Here is a 20,654-nt window from a genome sequence, read left to right as displayed (position 1 = left end):
ATTCCGAACGCGATGCCGAGATCACCTGCACAACTACATGATCAACGATCAGCGCGACCGAGCTCAAACCGGGTTACGAGACATCACTTAGGTCATCGCCAACTGGACTGGCCAGCTCTGGCGGTTTCTCAAGGAGATCGCCATCGGTGACCTGATGGTGATGCCGGTCGTGGGCGGCGGACAGCGCGGCCTGGCGTTGGGTGTGGTGACAGGTGCATACCGCTTCCGCGCGGATGCGGTGCCAGGAATGCGGCACACCCGGCCGGTGCAATGGCGCCGTACGGACCTTCCCCGTGAGGAGGTTCAGCCCGATCTGCGCGACAGCATGGGTTCCCCGCTCACAGTGTTCGAACTGAGCCGCAACGACGCCGCCCGCCGTGTCGCCGCACTGATCGAGCAGGGCGAGGACCGACCCGGGCCGCCGGAGTCGTCCGCGGACGGACTGTCTGTGGCCTCACCACAGCGGCTAGAATAACTCGTCGAGACCGCACAGGACAGTGGTGACACCGTCACTCTGACTGCCCGGGAGCTGCTTGGCATCTGGGGGAACAGTTGCCGATGGGCCTCGGTCGTGGAGCAGATCGGCGGCGAGCTGGCACAACGTGGTTTGTCCACCAAGCCGTCGTTCACCGATGGCAATATCAACAGCCGGATCGCGGTTCTGCCTGTCGGTGCCGAGCCGAATGCCGGAGTCGTGATGCCGACGGCGGAAGAGCTGCCTGCCGAGTCGGCACCGGAGGATCAGCCAGTCGCACTCTTGGTCAAGCAGCTGCCTTCCGCCGAGGTCGCGCTCGCGTCCGCACGCCCGGACGAGGCGTTGAGCGTGGCGATGACCAGAATGGCGATCGATAACTTCTCGCAACTGCCGGTCCTGGACGACGAGCGGCGGCTACTGGGAGCAATCACCTGGGAGAGCGTCGGTGTCACTTACCTTTCTAGCAACGCGCCCACATTGGAGCAGGTCATCACGGGCGCGCGGGAGGCCGACGGTGACGACGACCTGCTGGACTGGATTCCCGAGGTCTACCGGCGCGGCTTCATTCTCGTGAGGGACCGGAATCGCCGGGTTCAGGGCATCATCACCACTGCCGATCTCACGAGCCAGCTCGGCAACCAACTCCGCCCATTCCTGCTGGTCGCCGAGATCGAGCGCCGGCTGCGTCGCATCGTCGGCCGGGTGCTGGGCGACGGCACCGTGAGCATTGACCAGGTCCGCGGGCAGCTGCGCAGTAACCGCAGACGGCAGGTGCAGGAGGAAAATGACCTGACCATCGGCGAGTACCCATATGTGTTCGACGCCGACCATACCTGGCAGGCATTGAGATGGGGCCTGGACCGACGGCTGTTTCTTGACCGTCCGCGAACGGCGGCGCAGTTCCGCAACAACCTGATGCACCTAAACCCCGACATGGACTCCGAGTCGGAGAGTGAACTGCTGCCGCTGCATGGACTACTTGGGACACTGCGGGCATTAGATCGCTGAGAGGATGGATGCGGCCGACCTGCCAACTCGACCGCCGACGTTGGGTGCAGAAACGACTTCTAATGCCTAAGGACGATATTGAAGCGCTCCGGGAACCGGGGCGTCGGGCGGGCCGACCAAGGAGCAGCTCTACAACGAGGCGAAGAAGCGCAACGTCAAGGGCCGCTCGACCATGTCGAAGTAGGGAGTTGCAGAACGCCCTGGGCCGCTGATCCTGCGCGGCGACGGTGTGCGCTGCGGCCGCTTGGTCGCGGTGGCCCAGCCCCCGATCGCGGCGTTACCACTCGTCTCGGTGTGGCCAATGGCGAACGTGCGGGGCCGCTCGGCTCACGTCTCCGGCGAAACCAGCTGACCGTCAGTGCGCCTGAGGCCAGCCGCGCCGACCCGCGCAGCACGTTCGACGTGCGCATCCGGTGCCGCCCGCATCGGCTGGGCCCGCCAGCTGATCAATCCTTGCCCAACGCAGCCGTGGCCAACCCACCGACAGCGTGTGCGGCATCGGCGAACAGGCCCAATGCGGAGACAACAGCCGCGCGGAGCTCGGGCTTGAGCTGGTCCAGTACCACACCCAGCGCCCGGCGGCGTTCCTCGTCGACGCGGTCCACGACCTGACGGCCCTTCGCCGTCGGGGCGAGGAGGATCTCGCGTTTGTTCAGGGGGTTCTGCGCCTTCTGCATCAGCCCCAGAGAAACCAGACGGTCACACGCCCGCGTGACCGTCGACGGGTTCATCGCCAGCTCGTCGGCCACGCGGCTCATGGTGACCGGCGTGCGGTCGGACGTCACCCGCAGCGCGCGGAACTGGGTGAGGGTCAGCTGCCCGGTCGCGTGCTCGACGCTCGAATCCGCGATGGCCACCATCGCCCGCAGTGCGGCGAGCGCCGCGTCGGAGTCTGATGAAAAGTTTTGCGGCACGCAAGCATGCTAGGGCCCCGAAGCGGGTACAGCGACCTCGTAGGCGAGTGCGACGACGAGGAGCTGTCATGACTCAGACCGTCGGGGACTACCTGCTGCAGCGGCTGCGCGAGTGGGACGTCGAGCAGGTGTTTGCCTACCCGGGCGACGGGATCAACGGCATCGTCGCCTCGTTCGGGAAGGCGGACAACCGGCCGCGGTTCGTCCAGGCGCGTCACGAGGAGATGGCGGCGTTCGAGGCCGTCGGGTACGCGAAGTTCAGCGGGCGGCCGGGGGTGTGCCTGGCGACGTCCGGGCCGGGCGCGATCCACCTGCTCAACGGCCTCTACGACGCCAAGCTCGACCACGTGCCCGTCGTGGCGATCGTCGGGCAGACGGCGCGCAGCGCGATGGGCGGCAGCTACCAGCAGGAAGTGGACCTGCAAGCGCTGTACAAGGACGTCGCGAGCGAGTACCTCGTCGAGGTCAACGTGGCCGAGCAACTGCCCAACGCCTTGGACCGCGCGATGCGCACGGCGCTGTCCCAGCGCTGCCCCACTGCTCTGATCATCCCCGCCGACCTGCAGGAAGAGTCTTACCGCCCGCCGCGGCACGCGTTCAAGCAGGTGCCCTCCAGCCCGCCGAGCACGTCGTGGCCACGCCCGGTCCCGGCGGAAGCCGACCTCGACGCGACAGCCGAGGTGCTCAACGCCGGGGAGAAGGTCGCGATCCTCGTCGGGCAGGGTGCCCGAGGCGCGGCCGAGGAGGTGCGCCAGGTCGCCGAGGTGACCGGCGCCGGCGTGGCGAAAGCGTTGCTGGGCAAGGATGTCCTGCCCGACGACCTGCCCTGGGTCACCGGCGCCATCGGCCTGCTGGGCACCCGGCCGAGCTACGAGCTGATGCGCGACTGCGACACGTTGCTGATCGTCGGTTCGAATTTCCCGTACTCGCAGTTCCTGCCCGGCTTCGGCCAGGCCCGGGCCGTGCAGATCGACCTCGACGGCCGGTTCATCGGGATGCGCTACCCCACCGAGGTCAACCTGGTCGGTGACGCCGGCGCGACCCTGCGCGCGCTGCTGCCACGGCTGGCGAGCAAGGAGGACCGGTCGTGGCGGCAGAAGGTCGAGAAGAACGTCGAGTCGTGGTGGGACACCGTCGATCGTGAAGCCGCCGTCGACGCCGAACCGGTCAACCCGATGACCATCGTGTCCGAATTGTCCCGGCGGCTGCCGGACAACGCGATCGTCACCGCCGACTCAGGTTCGTCCACCAACTGGTACGCCCGCAACCTGCGCATCCGCGGCGACGTGCGCGGCTCGCTGTCAGGCACCCTCGCCACGATGGGACCGGGCGTGCCCTACGCCATCGGCGCCAAGTTCGCCCAACCCGACCGGCCCGTGATCGCACTCGTCGGTGACGGCGCCATGCAGATGAACGGCCTGGCCGAGCTCATCACCATCGCCCGCTACCGCCACTTGTGGACCGACCCGCGTTGCGTGATCTGCGTGTTCCACAACAACGACCTCAACCAGGTCACCTGGGAGCTGCGAGCGATGAGCGGCGCCCCGAAGTTCGAGGAATCGCAGAGCCTCCCGGACGTCGACTACGCCGGCTTCGCGCTGTCACTCGGACTGACCGCGGTCACTGTGGACAAGCCGGGGCAGCTCGGCTCCGCGTGGGACACCGTGCTCGACGCGGACAAGCCCGCCGTACTCGATGTCCGCTGCGATCCGGAGGTGCCGCCGATTCCACCACACGCCACCTTCGAGCAGATGAAGTCCGCCGCCGAGGCGGTGCTCAAGGGCGATCCGGAGGCGCTGCACGTCGTGGTGCAAGGCGTGAAGACCAAGGTGCAGGAATTCCTGCCGGGTCGGCGGGACCGATGACCCACCGCTCGCCCTCGGTCGCGAACGTCACCGCCCGCGCCTGCCAGGTACCGACGCCGGCGCCGGAGGCCGACGGGACCCTCGCGTGGGACAGCACCACGATCGTCGTTGTTCACGCGGCGGCGGGCCCCGTGCGGGGGCTCGGCTGGACGTACGCCGACGCCGCGTGCGTGCCGCTAATCGAGCACACCCTCGCGCCGGCCATCACGGGCGCGCCGCTGGCCGACGTCGCGGCTTGCTGGGCGGCGATGCAGCGCGCGATCCGCAACCTCGGCCGTCCCGGGCTGGTGTCGTGTGCACTGTCCGCAGTGGACATCGCGTTGTGGGACGCCGCCGCGCGATCACTCGACGTACCCGTGAGCCGCCTGCTCGGACGCGTGCACGAGGACGTCGACGTCTACGGCAGCGGCGGATTCACCACGACGACCGACGAGGAGCTCACCGACCAGCTCGAGGACTGGGTGGTGCGGCAGCGGATCCCCCGCGTGAAGATCAAGATCGGCGAGGCGTGGGGCACCCGCGTCGACCGCGACCTCAAGCGCGTGGAGCTCGCGCGCTACGTCCTCGGCAGTGACGCGGCGCTGTACGTCGACGCCAACGGCGCCTACTCGCCCGGGTTGGCGCGCCGGCTGCTGGATCCGTTGCGCGACACGGGAGTCACGTGGTTCGAGGAACCTGTCTCCAGCGACGATCTCGCCGGCCTGGCGAGCCTGCGCACCCCTGGCGGGCCCGATATCGCCGCGGGCGAGTACGGCTACGACCTGCCGGGCTTCGCGCGGCTGGTGCCCGTCGTCGACTGCCTGCAGATCGACGTCACGCGCTGCGGCGGCTTCACCGAATGGCGCCGCGCCGCCGCGCTGGCGGCCGCCGCGAACCGCGAGGTGTCCGCCCACTGCGCGCCGAACCTCTCGGCGCACGCCGCGGTCGTGACGCCGAACTTCCGGCACCTCGAGTGGTTCGCCGACCACGACCGCGTCGAAAACCTGCTCTTCGACGGCTGCCTGGACCCCGACGGCGGCACCGTCACCCCGTCTCGATCCGCCCCCGGCCACGGCTTGACCTTCCGAGCCGACGTCGCGGCTGAGTACGCGGTTTGAAGGAGGACCGACGATGACCCTGGACCTGCCCGACCCCGTCGTCCGCCACCCAGCCGCCCCCAGCGTCGACCTGACCGCGCTGGGCGACGCACTGCGGGCCCGAGTTCGCGGCGAAGTGCGGTTCGACGAGGGCACCCGCGCGGCCTACTCCACCGACGCGTCGAACTTCCGCCAGGTGCCGCTCGGCGTGGTCGTGCCCCGCTCGCCGGACGACGCCGTCGAGGCGCTCGCGGTTGCGCGCGAGTTCGGCGCACCGGTGCTCTCGCGCGGCGGCGGGACGAGCCTCGCCGGACAGTGCACCAACAGCGCAATCGTGCTCGACTGGTCGAAGTACTGCACGCGACTCGAGTCGGTGGACGCAGACGCCCGCACGTGCGTGGTCCAGCCGGGAATCGTGCTCGACGAGCTCAACCGGCAACTCGCCCGCACGGGCCTGCGGTTCGGGCCCGAACCGGCCACGCACATGAACTGCACGCTCGGCGGCATGATCGGCAACAACTCCTGCGGCGCCACCGCCCAGCGCACCGGCAAAGTCGTCGACAACGTCGCCCGGCTCGAGGTCCTGCTCGCCGACGGCACGCGGTTCTGGTGCGGCGAGACCACCGACGAGGAATACGCCGAAATCGAGCGCCGCGGCGATTCGCGCGCCGCGATCTACCGGCAACTGCGCCGGCTGCGCGACGAATACGCCGGCGAGATCCGCCGCCGCTTCCCGCAGATCCCCCGGCGGGTCTCGGGCTACAACCTCGATTCCCCGTTGCCGGAGAACGGCTTCGACGTCGCCGGGCTGCTCGTGGGGTCGGAGTCCACTTTGGTCACGGTGCTGCGGGCCGAGCTGAAGCTGGTGCCGGTGCTGCCCGCGCGGACGCTGGTCGTGCTCGGCTACCCCGACATCGCCACCGCCGCCGACGCCGTGCCGGCGATCCTGCCCCACGAGCCGATCGCGCTGGAGGGCGTGGACCACAAGCTGATCCGCGACCAGCGGCTCAAGGACATGAACCCGCAGGCGCTCGCGGACATGCCGGCAGGTCGGGCGTTTCTCATGGTGCAGTTCGGCGGCGTCACCACCGACGAGGTCGACCGCCGCGCCGAGCGGATGCTGGCCGCACTGCACGACAGTCCGCACGAAGCCGACGTCGCGTTCCTCGACGATCCCGCGCGGGAGAACGAACTGTGGCAGGTCCGTGAAGCCGGGCTCGGCGCGACGGCGCATGTGCCGGGCAAGGCCGACACCTTCGAGGGCTGGGAGGACTCGGCCGTCGCACCCGACCGGCTCGGCGAGTACCTGCGGAAGCTGACCGCGCTGTACGAGGAATTCGGCTACGCCAGCGACACCGGTCCGAGCCTGTACGGCCACTTCGGACAGGGCTGTGTGCACACCCGGATCCCGTTCGACCTCTACACCGCCGACGGGGTGGCGACCTACCGGCGGTTCATGGAACGCGCGGCGGACCTCGTGGCCGCGCTCGGCGGTTCGTTCTCCGGCGAACACGGCGACGGGCAGTCGCGCGGCGAACTCCTGCCGAAGATGTTCGGCGCCGGCCTCGTGACCGCGTTCGGGCGACTCAAGGCGATCTTCGACCCGGACGATCGCATGAACCCCGGCAAGGTCGTCGCGCCGTACCGGCTCGACGAGCACCTCCGCCTCGGCGGCGCCTGGTCACCGGCAGACCCGCAGAACCTCTACTTCCGCTTCCCCGACGACGGAGGTTCGTTCGCGCAGGCCGCCAACCGCTGCGTCGGTGTGGGCCGCTGCCGGCAGCACGACACGTCTTCGGGGGACGTGATGTGCCCGTCGTACCAGGTGACCGGCGAAGAGGAGCACTCCACGCGGGGCCGCGCGCGTCTGCTGTTCGAGATGCTGCACGGCCACGGCGACAGCCCGATCGGCGACGGCTGGCGTTCCGCAGCGGTGCGCGACGCGCTCGACCTGTGCCTGGCGTGCAAGGGCTGCAAGACGGATTGCCCAGCCGACGTGGACATGGCCACGTACAAGGCGGAGTTCCTCGCCCACCACTACGAGGGCCGCCCGTGGCGGCGGCCGCGGTCGGACTTCACGATGGGCTGGCTGCCCGCGGTGGCGCAGGCGGTGACCCGGTTGCGGGCCGCGCCGCTGATCAACGCGCTCACGCACACTCCGGGCCTCGCGCGGCTGGCGACGCTGGCCGCCGGCGTCGAGGACCGCGAAATCCCCGCGTTCGCGAGGGAAACCCTGCAGCAGTGGTTCGCCCGGCACCGCCCGGCCGGCGACGGCGCGCGCGGCACGGTGCTGCTGTGGCCCGACACGTTCACCGGCCACTTCCACCCCCGAATCGGCCGCGCCGCCGTCCGGGTGCTGGAGGACGCCGGGTGGCGCGTGACGATGCCGCGGGCGCCGGTGTGCTGCGGGCTCACGTGGATCTCCACCGGCCAGCTCGGTGTGGCCAAGCGGATCCTGCGGCGCACCGTGCGGGAGCTGGCGCCGCACCTGCACGAAGGCGGGCTGGTCGTCGGCCTCGAACCGAGCTGCACCGCGGTGTTCCGCTCCGACGCCCCCGACCTGTTCCCGGGTGACCAGGACGTCCGGCGGCTGCGGAACCAGGCCGTGACCCTGGCCGAACTCCTCACCGACCACTCCCCCGGCTACCGCCCGCCGCGCCTCGACGCCTCCGCGATCGCCCAGGTCCACTGCCACCAGCACGCGGTCCTGGGCTGGGACGCCGACCGGCGCCTGCTCGAAGCCGCGGCTGTCGACGCCGAACATCTCGGCTCCGGCTGTTGCGGCCTCGCCGGGAACTTCGGCTTCGAGAAGGGGCACCGGGAAGTCAGCGAGGCCTGCGCGGAGCGGGTCCTGCTCCCCCGCGTCCGCGCCGCCGACCCCGACACCGTCGTGCTCGCCGACGGGTTCAGCTGCCGCACCCAGCTCCACGAACTCGACAGCGGCGGCCGCGAAGGCACGCACCTCGCGCAGCTGCTGGCCTCGGGCCTCGACGGGCCTTCCGAGCCGGAACCGCCACGAGGCAAGCGAACCACGGTGGCCGGCGCCCTCGCCGCGGCGGGAGCCGTGGTGGCACGGCGGAAGAAGGCACCGTGAACGCGCGGGGAGTCGCGGTCGCGCGAACCGGCTGGGGTGCGGTGGTGCTCGCTGTCTCCCGGGTGGCCGAGCCGCGTGCAGTGGCCGCTGTGCTGCGGGTGCTCGCGGTACGGCACTTCGTGCAGGCGGCCGTGACCCTTGGGTGGCCGGACAGCGTGGTCGCGCGGTGGGCGTGGCTCGCGGACGGCACGCACAGCGTCAGCATGGCTTGCCTGGCCGCGACCTCGAAGCAGTGGCGGCGAGCGGCGGTGGTCAACGCGGTGGTGGCAGCGGCGTGGGCGAGTGCGGCTCGCACCACGGGCACCTGACGGATCGGAGGATTCCCATGGCAGACACACCCGTGGTGGTCGTGACCGGCGCCAGCGGCGGGATCGGGCGGGCGATCGCGCGTGCGTTCGGTGCGCGCCACGCCCGGGTCGCGTTGCTGGCCCGCGGTCGCACGGGCCTGAGCGCGGCGGCCGAGGACATCCGGCAAGCGGGCGGCACCGCGCTGCCACTCGAAGTGGACGTCGCCGACTTCGCCCAGGTGGACGCGGCGGCCACGCGCGTGGAGCACGAGCTCGGACCGATCGACACCTGGGTGAACGTCGCGTTCACGTCGGTGTTCGCGCGGTTCGCCGACGTCCGGCCCGAGGAGTTCCGGCGCGTCACCGAGGTCAGTTACCTCGGGTACGTGCACGGCACGATGGCCGCGCTCAACCGGATGAAACCGCGCGACCGGGGCACCGTCGTGCAAGTCGGCTCGGCGCTCGCCTACCGCGGCATTCCCTTGCAGAGCGCGTATTGCGGCGCGAAGCACGCGATCCAGGGCTTCAACGAAGCGCTGCGGTGCGAACTGCTCGCCGAGCACAGCGGCGTTCGCGTGACGATGGTGCAGCTGCCGGCCGTCAACACCCCGCAGTTCTCGTGGGTGCTGTCGCGGCTGCCGCACCACGCCCAACCCGTGCCGCCGATCTACCAGCCCGAGGTCGCGGCCGACGCGGTACTGTACGCGGCCGACCACCCACGCCGGCGCGAGTACTGGGTCGGCGCCAGCACGGCCGGCACGCTCGTCGCGAACGCCGTCGCGCCGGGGATCCTCGACCGGTACCTCGCGCGGACCGGCCTGAAGTCCCAGCAGACGCGGCAGCCCACCCCCGCCGATCAGCCCGCGAACCTGTGGGCTCCCGCCGACGGCCCCCGCGGCCGGGACTTCGGCGCCCACGGCGAATTCGACCTGCAGTCCTCCCCGCGCAGTGCCCAGCTGTGGGCCAGCCGCCACCACGGCCTGCTCGCAACGGCGGGCGGCGCGCTGGCGGCGCTGGGTGTGTGGCGACGGGCTCGGGCATGAGCGAGTGGCAGGATTTCTCGCCGCACGTCCTGCGTGAGTACGCCCTGCTGGCCGACGGCGAGCGTGGGGCGCTGTGCGGCCCGCGCGGCGACATCGCGTGGCTGTGCGCTCCCGGGTGGGCCGACAGCGCCGTGTTCTCGACGCTCGTCGGCGGCCGCGGCACCTACTCCGTCAGCCCGGCGGAAACGTGCGTGTGGGGCGGCTACTACGAACCCGGCACACTGATCTGGCACAACCGGTGGGTCACCACGAACACGGTCGTCGAATCCCGCGACGCGCTCGCCTACCCCGCCGATCCGCGCCGCGTCGTGGTGCTGCGGCGCATCGAGGCCGTGGAACGGGACGTCCGGATGCGGGTGCAGCTCGACCTGCGCGACGGGTTCGGCAGCCGGTCGGTACGCGAGCTGTCGCGCGACGCGGCCGGCGTCTGGACCGCGCGCACGGGTGACCTGCGCATCCGCTGGCGCGGTGGCGCGGACGCCCGGTCCGATGGCGAGGGCCGGCTGGTCCTGGACCTCGAGCTGCCGGGCGGGAGCACCCACGACCTCGTCCTCGAGATCAGCCCGGATCACCTGCCGGACCCCACCGGCGCCGAAGAACTGTGGACGGCGACCGAGCACACCTGGCACCAAGCCGTGCCCCGGCTCGACGACACCGTCGCACCGCGCGACGCGAGGCACACGTACGCGGTGCTGCGCGGCCTGACCACCGCGGGCGGTGGCATGGTCGCCGCCGCGACGCTGGGCCTGCCTGAACGCGCCGAGGCCGGGCGCAACTACGACTACCGCTACGTCTGGCTGCGCGACCAGTGCTACGCCGGCCTCGCCGCCTCCGTCACCGAAGGCCACCTGCTGCTCGACGACGCCGTCGCATTCACCTCCGCACGCGTGCTGGAACACGGCGACGCACTGCTGCCCGCGTACCGCACCGACGGCCGGCCCCCGCCGGACGAAACCACGTTGCGCCTGCCCGGCTACCCCGGCGGGAACCCGATCGTCGGCAACCACGTGAACAACCAGTTCCAGCTGGACACGCTCGGCGAGCTGCTGCAGCTCTACGCGGCCGCGGCCCGGCACGACCGGCTGCCACCCGACGCCGAACGCGCGGTCGACGTCTGCGTCGACCTGATCACCCGCCGCTGGGACGAACCCGAGGCCGGCGTGTGGGAACTGCACAACGACTGGTGGAGCCATTCGCGGCTCGCCTGCGTCGCGGGGCTGCGCGCCATCGCCGCCCAGCGGCCCGCAGCGCCTGCGGCGAAGCTGTCCGGCCTCGCCGACCGGCTGCTCGCCGAGACCACCCGCCGCTGCGTCGACCACCGCGGCGCCTGGCAGCGCTCCCCCGGCCTGCGCGGCACCGACGCCGCCCTGCTCCTGCCACCGGTCCGCGGCGCCGTGGCCGCCGCCGACCCGCGAACGCTCGCCACCCTCGACGCCGTAAGCGCGGACCTGTGCGAAGACGGCTACGTCTACCGCTTCGCGCCCGACGATCGACCGCTCGGTGACACGGAGGGAGCCTTCCTGCTGTGCGGGTTCACGATGGCGCTCGCCTGCTGGCACCAGGGCGAGCGTGTGCGCGCCTTCCGCTGGTTCGAACGCACCCGCGCCGCCTGCGGCCCGCCCGGCCTGCTGGCCGAGGAGTACGACGTGCGGCAGCGCCAGCTACGCGGGAACCTGCCGCAGGCGTTCGTCCACGCCCTGCTGCTCGAAACCGCCCAACGGCTGGCCGGGGAGCCGCTGTCGTGAGGACGTCGGTGCACGCTGCCAAGGTGGCCCAGCTCGAGGAAGCGCTGGCGACGCAACCGGTGATCGAGCAGGCGAAGGGCATACTCATGGTGTTGCGGAACTGGTCGGAGGACGAAGCTTTCGCGGCGCCGCGCCAGGTTTCGCAGCGCACGAACCTCAAGCGGCACGACGTCGCCGAGGTGGTGGTCGCCGCAGGCAGCGGCGGTTCGGCCGCCGTCCCGCAGGCGACGACCGCGGCGGTGCTGGCCGAGCTCAATGTGTCGGGGATCGTGCCCCAGGAGATTCCGGACGAGCGGTGAACCCCGGTGCGGAGGACACCGGCGGCTCTTCCGCTGCGCGCAGGGGACGGACGTTCGCGTCGGGATGACCCGGCAACGGCACCAGCGGAATCGCCGGCGTCTCCAAGAGGTGCTTCAGGTCGCTGAGCAGGATCCGTCCGCGCCCGCGTGCCGACAGGGTCTTCTCGGCGCCGAAACAGTGGCCACCACCTGGCGGGCGCACGGGCGCGAGCTGCCGCGGAATCCGCCCCGATCGGGAGATCCAGTCGCGCAGGCGAAACTGTGAGCTCACGCGCCACGAACTGCTCTGACGCGTCGCCCCGGCCCGCTGTTCGACCATCGCTGCGGCGGTGAAACGCGCCGCCGGACTGGAGGGTGACGAAGCGCGGACAGTGCTGGAGCGCGCGACCGTGCGGCTGCTGCGCGAACGGCGGTGACCGCCGGGCTCAGCTCGTGAGGATCTGCGGCGACATGATCTTGAGCATCGCGTTGGTCCACTTCAGCTGTCGCAGCGTTTGCGGGTGACAGCGGTGTGCCAGGTCGAGCAGCTCGGCATCCTTCGCGGCCTGTGCGCCCTGGGCGAGCAGCTCCCAGTCGAGGGAGACGCCCGCGGCCTTGCGGTGCAGCCGGCGCAGGTCGGCGAGCAGGAGCAATCCCGGTTCCGGGCGCCGGGCGCTCAGCTCGGCCAGCGCCGAGCGCGCAGGGGCCAGCGGGCCGGAGCCGGGCACGTCCTCGTCGAGCCGGAGCCCGTAGGCCTGCCCGTACCGCGCCAGTTCCCGCACGTGCTCGGCCGACCAGCCGGCCAGGTCCCGGGCGACGTGGTGCACTTCGTGCTCGACAACGTGCCGGTCGGCGGTCTTGCGCAGGTCGCGCGCCAGCGACTTCTCCGCGCGATGCAGTTCGCGCAGCGCCAGGCCCAGCTTCATCGGGCGACCTCCCCGGACATCTCCTCGTCGACGATCGTGTCCACCGGCGCGAGCGGCGGCGCCGGCTCGTCCTCCCCGACCTTGCGCAGTGCGGCGGCGGCGACCTTGAACAGTGGCTGCTTGGACACCGGGTCCCAGTCGGTGAACGTCAGCTCGTTCGCCGCCCGGTCACCGTCCTTGCCCACCGCGTGGTCGACGTCCCAATAGCCGTAGTGGAACGGCAGGAACAGCACACCGTCGCGGATCCCGCCGATGCGGACGTGCGCGCGCACCGCGCCACGCGGCGTCGACACCTCCGCCACGTTCCCTTCGGAAAGACCCGCCGCGGCGGCGTCCCCTTCGGACACCTCCAGCCACACCTCCGGCGCGGCCGCGTCCAGTTGTGGCGCGCGCCCGGTTTTGGTGCGGGTGTGGAAGTGGTGGAGGGTGCGGCCGGTGATCAGGAAGAACGGGTGGTCGGTATCCGGCGTCTCGTGGGGTTCAAAGTACCCGGCGGCCTTGAGCATCGCCTTGCCGTCGGGGTTCATCGCCCGGTATTCGAAGGGTTCGGTCGGCGCCCCGGTGACCATGTCCCGCCCGTAGCTCTCGCAGTAGTCAGGGTGGGCGAAGAACTTCCCGTCGGTGTAGAGCCGCTCGGTACCATCGGGGTGGTCTGCAGTGCACGGCCACTGGACACCGCTGACCTCGCACAGCTTCTCGTAGCTCAAACCGCTGTAATCGCACGGGCGCCCGGCCGACGCGCGTTTCCACGCCTCGAACGCCGACTCGGCGTCGGTCCACGATGGGAAGGGCGCGCCGTCGGCGTCGCGCAGGTCCATGCGTCGGGCGTAGTCGAGGAAGATGTCGAGGTCCGCTCGCGCTCGCCCCGGCGGGTCGACCGCTTTCACGGACAGGTGCACGGTGCAGTCGGCGTTGGTGAAGGTGCCGGTCTTCTCACCCCAGATCGCCGCGGGCAGCACGACGTCGGCGAGCTCGGCGGTTTCGGTGCGGAACGCGTCCTGCACCACGAGGAACAGCCGGTCCTGCGCCAGGATCGACCGGATCCGATGCAGGTCCGGTAGCGACACCGCCGGATTGGTCGCCGACACCCACAACAACCGCAAGCTGCCGTTCTCCGCATAGCGCAGCATCTGCATCAGATGCGTCGGCGGCCCGTAGTGCGGAATCTGGCTCACGTCGACGTTCCACAAGTCCGCGAGCTCGCGCACGTGCTCGTCGTTGGCCCAATTGCGAAACCCCGTCAGGTCGCCGTCGGCGCCGCATTCGCGCGTGTTCTCCGCGGTCGGCTGGCCGTTCATCTGCAGCACGCCGGCACCCGGTTTGCCGAGCATCCCGCGCAGCAGCACCACGTTGTTCACTTGCACCGCGGCCGCCGCCGCCTGGTGCGACTGGTAGAAGCCCTGCAGGACGGTGCACAAGAGCCGCTCTGCCCTACCCAGCAGACGCGCAGCCTCGCGGATCTGACCGGGTGCGAGCCCGCAGACCTCGGCGACCCGCTCGGGCGGGTAGTCCGCGACCGTCGCCACCAGCTCGGCGTACCCCACCGTATGGCGCTCGACGTACTCGCGATCGACCCAGCCGTGCTCGATCAGCTCGTGCAGCAGCCCGTTCATCAACGCCACGTTCGTGCCCGGCAGCGGCGCGAGGTGCAGGGTCGCCGCGCGGGCGACCGGGGTGGCACGCGGGTCGACGCACAGCAACTCCGGCGGCTCGCGCCCGGCGAGCCGGTCGAGGATCCGCTCCCACAGCACCGCTTGTGTTTCGGCGACATTGTGCCCGAACAGGGCGATGACGTCGGCGTGGTCGACGTCCGCGTAGGACGCGGGCTGGCCGTCGCAGCCGAAGGTTTCCTTGAGCGCCGCGGCGGCGGTCGCCGTGCAGAGGCGGGTGTTGCCGTCGAGGTGGTTCGTGCCGATGCCACCGCGCGCGACGGCGGCCAGCGTGTAGTACTCCTCGGCGAACAGCTGGCCGCTGGTGTAGAAACCCAGCGCGCCGGGCCCTTGCTCGTCGAGAAGCTCCTTGCTGCGGCGGACGACGAGGTCCATCGCTTCGTCCCAGCTCGCCTCGACGAGCTCACCGTGCCGGCGCACCAGCGGCGTCGTCAGCCGATCCGGCGCGGAGTTCGCCTGCCAGCCGAAGAGGTCCTTGGGATCCAGCCGCCCGCGGTTGACGTGGTCGTCGGCCCGGCCGCGTACACCGACGATGCGCCCGCCGGCGACCGCGAGGTCGAGACCGTCGCCGTTGGAGTGCAACACAGCGGCGCTGCGCACCCAACGCTCCACATCCTCCGGGCGCACACCGTCCGCGAGGTGACTGTCCACTCGGACCGGCCACGGCTCTCCCCGGCCGTACTGCGTCCGCGTTCCCCATGGCTCGCCGATCCCGTCCCGCTGTGGCACCGCGCCTCCCGACACAACACTCGTGGATCACAGTGGCGAATACCCGGCGGAACTCGTGGCAAACGCTGTTCCGGTTCCGGCACAGGAGAAACGGGTACAGCGATCGAACGGGACCGGGGCCGGGTCTGCGAGGGAGGTTCAGCGATGAAGCCGGATCGTGGTCACGTTTCGCCGCTGCGCGAGTACGTCGAGTCCATCGCCTGCCTCCTGCGAGTCGAGCCCGAAGCGTCGTGGTGTGAGGAAGGCAGACCGTCGACGGCCTACATCGCCCTCGCCGAGCAGGTTCCGTGTCATCCGGGGCGGCTGCTGATGGCCCAGTGGAGCAGTGACAGCGGCTGGAGCCTCGCGCTGGAGCCGGAGTGCGGGGAAGCGCCGGTGGTGCTGTCGGCGTGGCCGCACCCCGCCCGCCCGGCGCCGACAGTGGTGGCCCGCCGCTTCCGCGCGGCGCTCAACGACCTGGCCCACCGGCGGCGGCCGCCGCGATCCGCGCCGAGGGTCTCGCAGCGCTCGCTCAGCACGTCCGTGTCGAACACCAGCGAACCGCCGTCCTCCTCGCGCTGGTCGCACGGCAGGTCCGGCGGGGCGCTGTAGGAAGCCCAGTTCCCCGCGAACTGCCCCACCGACAAGGGCGACGACACCGGCAGCACCTCGTCCGGCACGCGCTCGCCCGGTCGCGCGATGCGTGCGGCGCCAGCGCGTGCTCCGACGCGCGCACGTGCGGCGAAGGCCACCGCGTCTCCCCGACCCACCGCCCGGGCCGGTCCTCGTACGCCGCCGAGGGTGGCACGCTCTCCTGCAGCCACGTCCGCACCATCGGCCCGTCCAGCACGCCGTTGTCGTCGTCCTTGAGCTAGTGGTCCCGCCAGCGCACCACTTCCCGGTGCTGGCCTCCAGCGGCTGGGCTGACGGCTACTCGAACGCCGTCACCCGCTTGATGGCCCACCTCGACGTGCCGCGTCTCGGCCTGATCGGCCCTTGGTCGCACAGTCCTTCGGCTACCGGGGACGCGCCCCGAAACCTTTGGCCGCAGCGCGCGCCTGGTATTTCACGGTGTTCGCGCAAGGGACGTCATCGGACGACTGCGCGTCACGCGGGCAACGGGAGCCGTCAGGTCACTCCTGGGCCGAGCCGGGTTTCATCATCTTGCCCTGCTGGGCCGCCTTGGCCTGGTCCGGCAGCGCGCGAGACGCGGCAGCGGTGACCTTGTTCTTGGCGCCAGTCACGACCTTGTCGTCGCCGGCCATCAGCGCGGCGAAACCCGCCTCGGCAACGTCGGCAGCGCTGGCCTTCGGGCCCGCGTCGATCTTCGTGTCCGCCATGTCGGCGCGTTCGAAGAACTCGGTGTCGGTCGCGCCCGGCAGCAGCGCCGTGACGGTCACGCCCTTGTCCTTCAGCTCGCCGCGCAGGCCTTCGGAGAACGACGTCAGGAACGCCTTGGACGCCGAGTACACCACCTGGTACGGCCCGGGCGCGGTGCCGGCGATCGACGACGTGAACAACACCCGCCCGCGCCCGCGCTCGACCATGTCGGGCACCACGCGCTTCGCGAGGTGCACGGCGGAGCGGACGTTGAGGTCGACGACGGTCAGCTGGTCGTCGAGGCGGGTGTCGCCGGCGAACTCGCCGTTGACGCCGACCCCCGCGTTGACCGCGAGTGCCTCGATCGGCCGGCCGCTTTCGGCAACCCGCGCGACCAGTTCTTCGACTCCTTCAGGCCGCGCGAGGTCAGTCCGCACCGTGTCCACAGCCCCTCCGCACGACCGCACCTGCTCGGCCGCGGCCGCCAGCTCGTCGTCCTCCGCCGTGAGCACGACGTCGCAGTCGTGCTGGGCGAACTGCTTGGCCAGCTCGAGGCCGATCCCGCTCGACGCGCCGGTCACGACGGCCAGTGGCTTCTCCGCGGTGCTCATCCGTGCTCCCTTGTACCGGTCAGCTCCCGGTCGGCGTACCCGTCCTCGGTCGAGACAACCACGAAGTTGGCCCGGCCTCCTTCAGGGGTAACCGGTCCTCATGGTGAGCACGAAAGCGAAGCTGTACATGGCGTACCAGCGCGCCTCCGGCCACAAGCGGTTCTACGACGACGCCCGAACCCTGCACCGCCACCAGCGGCCGTCGATGGCCCGCCCGCCGCGCCGGATCCGCCGGCGGTGCACAGTGGACCGGCACGAGGTCCGCGGCTTCCCATGCTGGACGCTGCGGCCGAGTCGCGGAGCCACCGGGCTGCATGTGCTGCACCTGCACGGCGGGGGCTACGTCGAGGAGATCCAGCAGCACCACTGGCGCTTCGCGGCCGAGCTGATGGCCCGCCTCGGCTGCGCGGTGACACTGCCGATCCACCCGCTCGTCCCGCGGCACGACCACACCGAAAACCTGCCAGTGGTCCACGCCGCCTACGAGCAGCTCGCAGCCGACGCGGACCATACGGTCGTCTCCGGCGATTCGGCCGGCGGCGCGCTCGTGCTGGCGATCGCCCAGCGGCTGCGTGCCGACGGCCGCCCGCAACCGACGGGCTGGTGCTGATCTCTCCGTGGCTCGACGTCACGCTCGAAGACCCGATCTCCGTGGTCCTCAACGAGCACGACCCGATCCTCGGCATCACCGGGCTGCGCGAGGCCGGGCGCATGTACTCCGAAGCCACCGACCCGCACGACCCGCGCATCAGCCCGCTGCACGCAGAGCTGTCGGGGCTGGGCCCGGTCAGCCTGTTCATCGGCACCCGCGACCTGTTGCTCCCGGACGCGCACCGGTTCCGCGACCGCGCCCGCGACGCCGGGATCGCACTCGACCACCGCGAGCACCCGGGCATGTTCCACAACTGGGTCATGCAGAACGTCTCGGAGGGCCGCGAAGCGCTCAACCACGTCGAGCGGTTCCTCCGGCGCGTGCACCAGCCCCCGAACGGGTAACCGGTGCGCATGGGCGGCGACGGCACGACGGTGGGCGTCGAGGAGGAGTTCCTCCTCGTCAACCCGCGCCGGCCGAACGCCGCCGTGGGCGCTCTCACGCAGGTGCTGGCACTCGAGCTCGCCGAGCCTCCCGCGCAGCCGGGTAGAAGATCTCTTCCTCGATGTAGGCGTGGATCGTCAACTCCTCGATCATCGAGTCTACGAGGCGCCGCTTCTCCTTGTACGCCTTCTCCCCCGCCTTTTCGAACTGCTTGAACAAACTCTCCACGGTCTTGTGGTCGTCCTTCAGCAGCACGATCGCGTCAGTCGACACAGCCCCTCCTTATTCGGCTCGCCACCGGGATCCCTGAAGCCGGCATGGGAACCGAAATACCCACTACGCGACCGCGGAAACGCGATCACCCTCTGACCGGCGCCGCGCGCGCTCGGCGCCCCGTCCTCATCGTGGTGGCCATCGGTCGAACGGAACGCGTGGGGAGGCGCCGACCGCCGCCACCTCCCCACGCGGGTGCCAGGTGACCGCGGGGCCGGATTCGGAGGTGCCCGAAAGTTCGCTGATGAACTCGTGGCACTGCTTGGCCCGCGCCGAGTCCTCTTCCATCACGCGGCGGATGAAATCGGCGATGTCCTGGCGATCGGCGTTTTCGGCGTCGCGCACGTATTGGCCGTAGTCGTGTCCGGCTTTCAACGAGTGGTACTGCACGGACACCAGTCGTAGGTGACGTCGAAACCGGTTTCTCCGGTAGCCATGGCGGCACCCGCCCGCAGCGTGGTTTCCCGCTCCGGTGCCTCGGTACGTCCCGCAGCGGCGGAGGCAGGCCGTGAGCCGGGCGGTTGCCGTGGCCGACGATGTGGTCGAAGTTGAACACCGGACGCCGGCCGGGCCAAAGAACGCGACGGCGGTCAGATCGACCACGACCAGCCTGGGAGGCGGCACGGCGGCCACCGAGGCTGGTCGTGGTCGCCGGAGGCCCGGCTGTTGGTCGTGTCGATCTCACCACCAACGGCCAGCACCACGGCGCCGCCGGCCGCTGTCGGCATCACTGTGAAACCGCTGGTGGGGTAGCCGTCCACGGCAGTGCTCGCTTCCATCACCGGTCCACGAGTTCACGGTAACCGCTTTCGAGCCGCTTCTCAGGCACGGTCAACGGTCCCGTGGCAGCGAACAAACAAGAGAATCAGGCCAGCGGGGTGCCCGCCTACGCGTGTCTGACCACGCCGGTGGCGCTGGAGCGGAGCAAACGCGATGGTGAACTACGTGGGCGCGCCGACTCTCCATCGGCGCGCCCGGCCTGTAGGAAAGTCGTCGAGTAGATCGCCTTGACGCCCAGATGGGCCTGCACTATGGACTGCGGGCCATATGACATCACCGAATCCGCGCCGCAGCCAGAACGGCAACAACTAGTGGAGGTTGCGCGGTTGCAGTTCGACCTCACGCGCCGACCGGCTAACAGAGCCGGTGGCGCCGCCACCGAGGAACTCGAGGCGTATGGCCTCGAGGGCGACATCGCGCCGACCGGCCTGTTCGACGAGGAGGGCCGGAACGACGTCGCCCGGCCTCAAGGGCCGGCGCGGCGGTCCATCGGGCCCCACTCGCGCGAGCCCTGCTCGTCAACCAGGCGGCGGGCCTCGTGCAGGACGTCGTCGGCGACCCACGCCAGCGGCCGGGCGTCGACGACCAGCGGTTCGTTGTCGGGGCCACGGGCGATCTCCCGGCCGCGCAAGACCCACGGCCGGACGCCGGGGCCGCGCAGGTCGCGCAGGTGTTCGTAGTCGTAGAGGCGGCGGGCCAGCCACAGCCGGATCGACCGGTCCCGCCACCACGACTCTCTCCGCAGCGGGCTGGCGGACAGGCCGGGCAGTGCGACGCCGGTGAGGCCGTCCAGGCTCGTCTCGGCGCGTTCGCCGTCCGTGAGGTCCGCGACGGGTGCGCGCGACCAACGGACATACAGGTCATCGCCGCGCTCGGCCTCGAACAGGCCGGCCAGGCCCGCGAGGTCGGCCACCGTGGGCAAGCCCGTACCGACAGGAGTCATGCTGCCCGCCTACCCGCGCTCCCGCCGCCGAAACCGGGGTGCGCCGCACCCCGATTTCGGGTAACCCCGCCTCATGCGCGACGGCACCGATCACCCGGACATCGCCCGCCCGACGACGCCCGACCCGGGCCGCGAGACCGACGACGCCCTCTACGACCCCGGCGAAGGCCACCCACCCGCCGACCTCGACGACGCCGACGACACCGGCCAGCAGGTGATCGGGGAACAGCGGGAACGCTGCCGGGAATGACCGGCTCGTTCACTCCCACGCCCGGCCAGGCCTCACCGAAACGCGTGGCGCTCCCCCGGCCGCACACGATCCGCACACGGCGCTGCGATCAGGATGAGGCATTCGCTTTGCTGATGAAGCTGTCGAGAGACACCAACACCAAGCTGCATGATGTCGTCAGCGCGTTCCTCGACGAGTTCCGCGCCACGTGCCATGCAGCACCCCCTGGGCCTGTCCAGCCACCGCCCGACGGCGGGCCGGCGAGCTGAACGTTTCCGCTGCAACAAGCGGAGGGTCACACGCCACATCGAGGCGGGTCGGGGGCCGGACGGCGGGAGGGGGCGCGGGCGCCGCCGCCCGGCCTTCGCGGGCC

20 protein-coding genes and 3 pseudogenes are annotated in these 20,654 nt (G+C 70.8%); 14 read left to right on the top strand and 9 right to left on the bottom strand.

What is annotated here, in order from left to right:
• Nucleotides 1-154: 154 nt before the first annotated feature.
• The 3 genes and pseudogenes from ACIA77_RS43675 to ACIA77_RS43665 all read left to right on the top strand — a co-directional run.
• Nucleotides 155-475, top strand: a complete 321-nt coding sequence (locus ACIA77_RS43675; protein ID WP_395892059.1) for a hypothetical protein — start codon at nucleotides 155-157, stop codon at nucleotides 473-475.
• 96 nt (nucleotides 476-571) lie between these two features.
• On the top strand, nucleotides 572-1,483 hold the full coding sequence (locus ACIA77_RS43670; protein WP_395892058.1) for a CBS domain-containing protein: 912 nt from the start codon (nucleotides 572-574) through the stop codon (nucleotides 1,481-1,483).
• A gap of 81 nt (nucleotides 1,484-1,564) precedes the next feature.
• A pseudogene (locus ACIA77_RS43665) lies at nucleotides 1,565-1,695 on the top strand (plasmid stabilization protein); the annotation flags it as partial.
• Between the two features lie 234 nt (nucleotides 1,696-1,929).
• Here the strand turns inward: ACIA77_RS43665 and ACIA77_RS43660 are convergent.
• Nucleotides 1,930-2,397, bottom strand: coding sequence for a MarR family winged helix-turn-helix transcriptional regulator (locus ACIA77_RS43660; RefSeq protein WP_395892057.1), 468 nt, complete (start codon nucleotides 2,395-2,397; stop codon nucleotides 1,930-1,932).
• 68 nt (nucleotides 2,398-2,465) lie between these two features.
• Between ACIA77_RS43660 and ACIA77_RS43655 the strand changes: the two genes are divergently transcribed.
• Genes ACIA77_RS43655 through ACIA77_RS43625 form a run of 7 tightly spaced genes read left to right on the top strand, consistent with a single transcriptional unit; the run spans nucleotide 2,466 to nucleotide 11,806 of the window.
• Nucleotides 2,466-4,262 carry a thiamine pyrophosphate-requiring protein gene (locus ACIA77_RS43655; protein WP_395892056.1) on the top strand — a complete coding sequence of 599 codons (1,797 nt, stop codon included), beginning with the start codon at nucleotides 2,466-2,468 and terminating at the stop codon, nucleotides 4,260-4,262.
• Nucleotides 4,259-5,359, top strand: coding sequence for an enolase C-terminal domain-like protein (locus ACIA77_RS43650; RefSeq protein ID WP_395892055.1), 1,101 nt, complete (start codon nucleotides 4,259-4,261; stop codon nucleotides 5,357-5,359). The genes ACIA77_RS43655 and ACIA77_RS43650 overlap by 4 nt, the downstream gene beginning before the upstream one ends.
• 13 nt (nucleotides 5,360-5,372) lie before the next feature.
• Complete coding sequence (locus tag ACIA77_RS43645) at nucleotides 5,373-8,432, top strand: FAD-binding and (Fe-S)-binding domain-containing protein (protein ID WP_395892054.1); 3,060 nt, start codon at nucleotides 5,373-5,375, stop codon at nucleotides 8,430-8,432.
• The gene (locus tag ACIA77_RS43640) at nucleotides 8,429-8,740 is read left to right on the top strand and encodes a hypothetical protein (RefSeq protein WP_395892053.1); all 312 of its coding nucleotides are present in this window, start codon (nucleotides 8,429-8,431) and stop codon (nucleotides 8,738-8,740) included. Before ACIA77_RS43645 ends, ACIA77_RS43640 begins: the two co-directional genes overlap by 4 nt.
• 17 nt (nucleotides 8,741-8,757) lie before the next feature.
• A complete protein-coding gene (locus ACIA77_RS43635; protein WP_395892052.1) occupies nucleotides 8,758-9,762 on the top strand; it encodes an SDR family oxidoreductase in 1,005 nt (334 codons plus the stop codon).
• Nucleotides 9,759-11,507, top strand: a complete 1,749-nt coding sequence (locus ACIA77_RS43630) for a glycoside hydrolase family 15 protein (protein WP_395892051.1) — start codon at nucleotides 9,759-9,761, stop codon at nucleotides 11,505-11,507. Before ACIA77_RS43635 ends, ACIA77_RS43630 begins: the two co-directional genes overlap by 4 nt.
• 23 nt (nucleotides 11,508-11,530) lie before the next feature.
• Nucleotides 11,531-11,806, top strand: coding sequence for an ANTAR domain-containing protein (locus ACIA77_RS43625; RefSeq protein ID WP_395892050.1), 276 nt, complete (start codon nucleotides 11,531-11,533; stop codon nucleotides 11,804-11,806).
• Nucleotides 11,807-12,231: 425 nt separating this feature from the next.
• Here ACIA77_RS43625 and ACIA77_RS43620 read toward each other — a convergent pair whose 3' ends face one another.
• Nucleotides 12,232-12,711 (bottom strand): hypothetical protein, encoded by a 480-nt coding sequence (locus tag ACIA77_RS43620; protein ID WP_395892049.1) that lies wholly within the window; start codon nucleotides 12,709-12,711, stop codon nucleotides 12,232-12,234.
• Entirely contained in the window at nucleotides 12,708-15,110 is a 2,403-nt protein-coding gene (locus tag ACIA77_RS43615) for a molybdopterin oxidoreductase family protein (protein ID WP_395892048.1), read from the bottom strand. The genes ACIA77_RS43620 and ACIA77_RS43615 overlap by 4 nt, the downstream gene beginning before the upstream one ends.
• A 144-nt stretch (nucleotides 15,111-15,254) precedes the next feature.
• On the opposite strand from ACIA77_RS43615, the gene ACIA77_RS43610 reads away from it, so the two are divergent.
• A complete protein-coding gene (locus tag ACIA77_RS43610; RefSeq protein ID WP_395892047.1) occupies nucleotides 15,255-15,701 on the top strand; it encodes a DUF6292 family protein in 447 nt (148 codons plus the stop codon).
• Here ACIA77_RS43610 and ACIA77_RS43605 read toward each other — a convergent pair.
• Nucleotides 15,596-15,999, bottom strand: a pseudogene (locus tag ACIA77_RS43605) (CocE/NonD family hydrolase C-terminal non-catalytic domain-containing protein); the annotation flags it as partial. The gene ACIA77_RS43610 and the pseudogene ACIA77_RS43605 overlap by 106 nt on opposite strands.
• 223 nt (nucleotides 16,000-16,222) lie before the next feature.
• Nucleotides 16,223-17,020, bottom strand: a complete 798-nt coding sequence (locus ACIA77_RS43600; RefSeq protein WP_395892046.1) for an SDR family NAD(P)-dependent oxidoreductase — start codon at nucleotides 17,018-17,020, stop codon at nucleotides 16,223-16,225.
• Nucleotides 17,021-17,120: 100 nt separating this feature from the next.
• Between ACIA77_RS43600 and ACIA77_RS43595 the strand changes: the two are divergent.
• A pseudogene (locus tag ACIA77_RS43595) lies at nucleotides 17,121-18,016 on the top strand (alpha/beta hydrolase fold domain-containing protein).
• A 94-nt stretch (nucleotides 18,017-18,110) separates the two neighbouring features.
• Here ACIA77_RS43595 and ACIA77_RS43590 read toward each other — a convergent pair.
• The 4 genes from ACIA77_RS43590 to ACIA77_RS43575 form a co-directional block, all read right to left on the bottom strand.
• Nucleotides 18,111-18,329 (bottom strand): hemerythrin domain-containing protein, encoded by a 219-nt coding sequence (locus tag ACIA77_RS43590; RefSeq protein WP_395892045.1) that lies wholly within the window; start codon nucleotides 18,327-18,329, stop codon nucleotides 18,111-18,113.
• Nucleotides 18,330-18,455: 126 nt separating this feature from the next.
• Entirely contained in the window at nucleotides 18,456-18,719 is a 264-nt protein-coding gene (locus tag ACIA77_RS43585; protein WP_395892044.1) for an acyl carrier protein, read from the bottom strand.
• A gap of 200 nt (nucleotides 18,720-18,919) precedes the next feature.
• Complete coding sequence (locus ACIA77_RS43580; protein WP_395892043.1) at nucleotides 18,920-19,108, bottom strand: hypothetical protein; 189 nt, start codon at nucleotides 19,106-19,108, stop codon at nucleotides 18,920-18,922.
• A gap of 467 nt (nucleotides 19,109-19,575) precedes the next feature.
• Entirely contained in the window at nucleotides 19,576-20,052 is a 477-nt protein-coding gene (locus ACIA77_RS43575; protein ID WP_395892042.1) for a DUF6098 family protein, read from the bottom strand.
• Between the two features lie 73 nt (nucleotides 20,053-20,125).
• Between ACIA77_RS43575 and ACIA77_RS43570 the strand changes: the two genes are divergently transcribed.
• Nucleotides 20,126-20,302: a hypothetical protein gene (locus ACIA77_RS43570; RefSeq protein ID WP_395892041.1), complete on the top strand. Its 177-nt coding sequence runs from the start codon at nucleotides 20,126-20,128 to the stop codon at nucleotides 20,300-20,302.
• Nucleotides 20,299-20,550, top strand: coding sequence for an ANTAR domain-containing protein (locus ACIA77_RS43565; RefSeq protein WP_395892040.1), 252 nt, complete (start codon nucleotides 20,299-20,301; stop codon nucleotides 20,548-20,550). Before ACIA77_RS43570 ends, ACIA77_RS43565 begins: the two co-directional genes overlap by 4 nt.
• The last annotated feature ends 104 nt before the right edge of the window (nucleotides 20,551-20,654 follow it).

The organism is Amycolatopsis sp. NPDC051903 (genome assembly GCF_044452505.1).
Lineage (GTDB): Bacteria > Actinomycetota > Actinomycetes > Mycobacteriales > Pseudonocardiaceae > Amycolatopsis.
The sequence above is the reverse complement of the archived record's forward strand: the minus strand, read 5'-3'. Positions and strand labels throughout refer to the sequence as shown.

Coding starts and splice junctions, on each gene's coding strand:
- ACIA77_RS43675 (WP_395892059.1), top strand. CDS start 155: ATGGTGATGCCGGTCGTGGGCGGCGGACAGCGCGGCCTGGCGTTGGGT.
- ACIA77_RS43570 (WP_395892041.1), top strand. CDS start 20,126: ATGCGCGACGGCACCGATCACCCGGACATCGCCCGCCCGACGACGCCC.
- ACIA77_RS43630 (WP_395892051.1), top strand. CDS start 9,759: ATGAGCGAGTGGCAGGATTTCTCGCCGCACGTCCTGCGTGAGTACGCC.
- ACIA77_RS43580 (WP_395892043.1), bottom strand. CDS start 19,108: ATGGAAGCGAGCACTGCCGTGGACGGCTACCCCACCAGCGGTTTCACA.
- ACIA77_RS43565 (WP_395892040.1), top strand. CDS start 20,299: ATGACCGGCTCGTTCACTCCCACGCCCGGCCAGGCCTCACCGAAACGC.
- ACIA77_RS43655 (WP_395892056.1), top strand. CDS start 2,466: ATGACTCAGACCGTCGGGGACTACCTGCTGCAGCGGCTGCGCGAGTGG.
- ACIA77_RS43635 (WP_395892052.1), top strand. CDS start 8,758: ATGGCAGACACACCCGTGGTGGTCGTGACCGGCGCCAGCGGCGGGATC.
- ACIA77_RS43600 (WP_395892046.1), bottom strand. CDS start 17,020: ATGAGCACCGCGGAGAAGCCACTGGCCGTCGTGACCGGCGCGTCGAGC.
- ACIA77_RS43610 (WP_395892047.1), top strand. CDS start 15,255: ATGAAGCCGGATCGTGGTCACGTTTCGCCGCTGCGCGAGTACGTCGAG.
- ACIA77_RS43575 (WP_395892042.1), bottom strand. CDS start 20,052: ATGACTCCTGTCGGTACGGGCTTGCCCACGGTGGCCGACCTCGCGGGC.
- ACIA77_RS43645 (WP_395892054.1), top strand. CDS start 5,373: ATGACCCTGGACCTGCCCGACCCCGTCGTCCGCCACCCAGCCGCCCCC.
- ACIA77_RS43650 (WP_395892055.1), top strand. CDS start 4,259: ATGACCCACCGCTCGCCCTCGGTCGCGAACGTCACCGCCCGCGCCTGC.
- ACIA77_RS43620 (WP_395892049.1), bottom strand. CDS start 12,711: ATGAAGCTGGGCCTGGCGCTGCGCGAACTGCATCGCGCGGAGAAGTCG.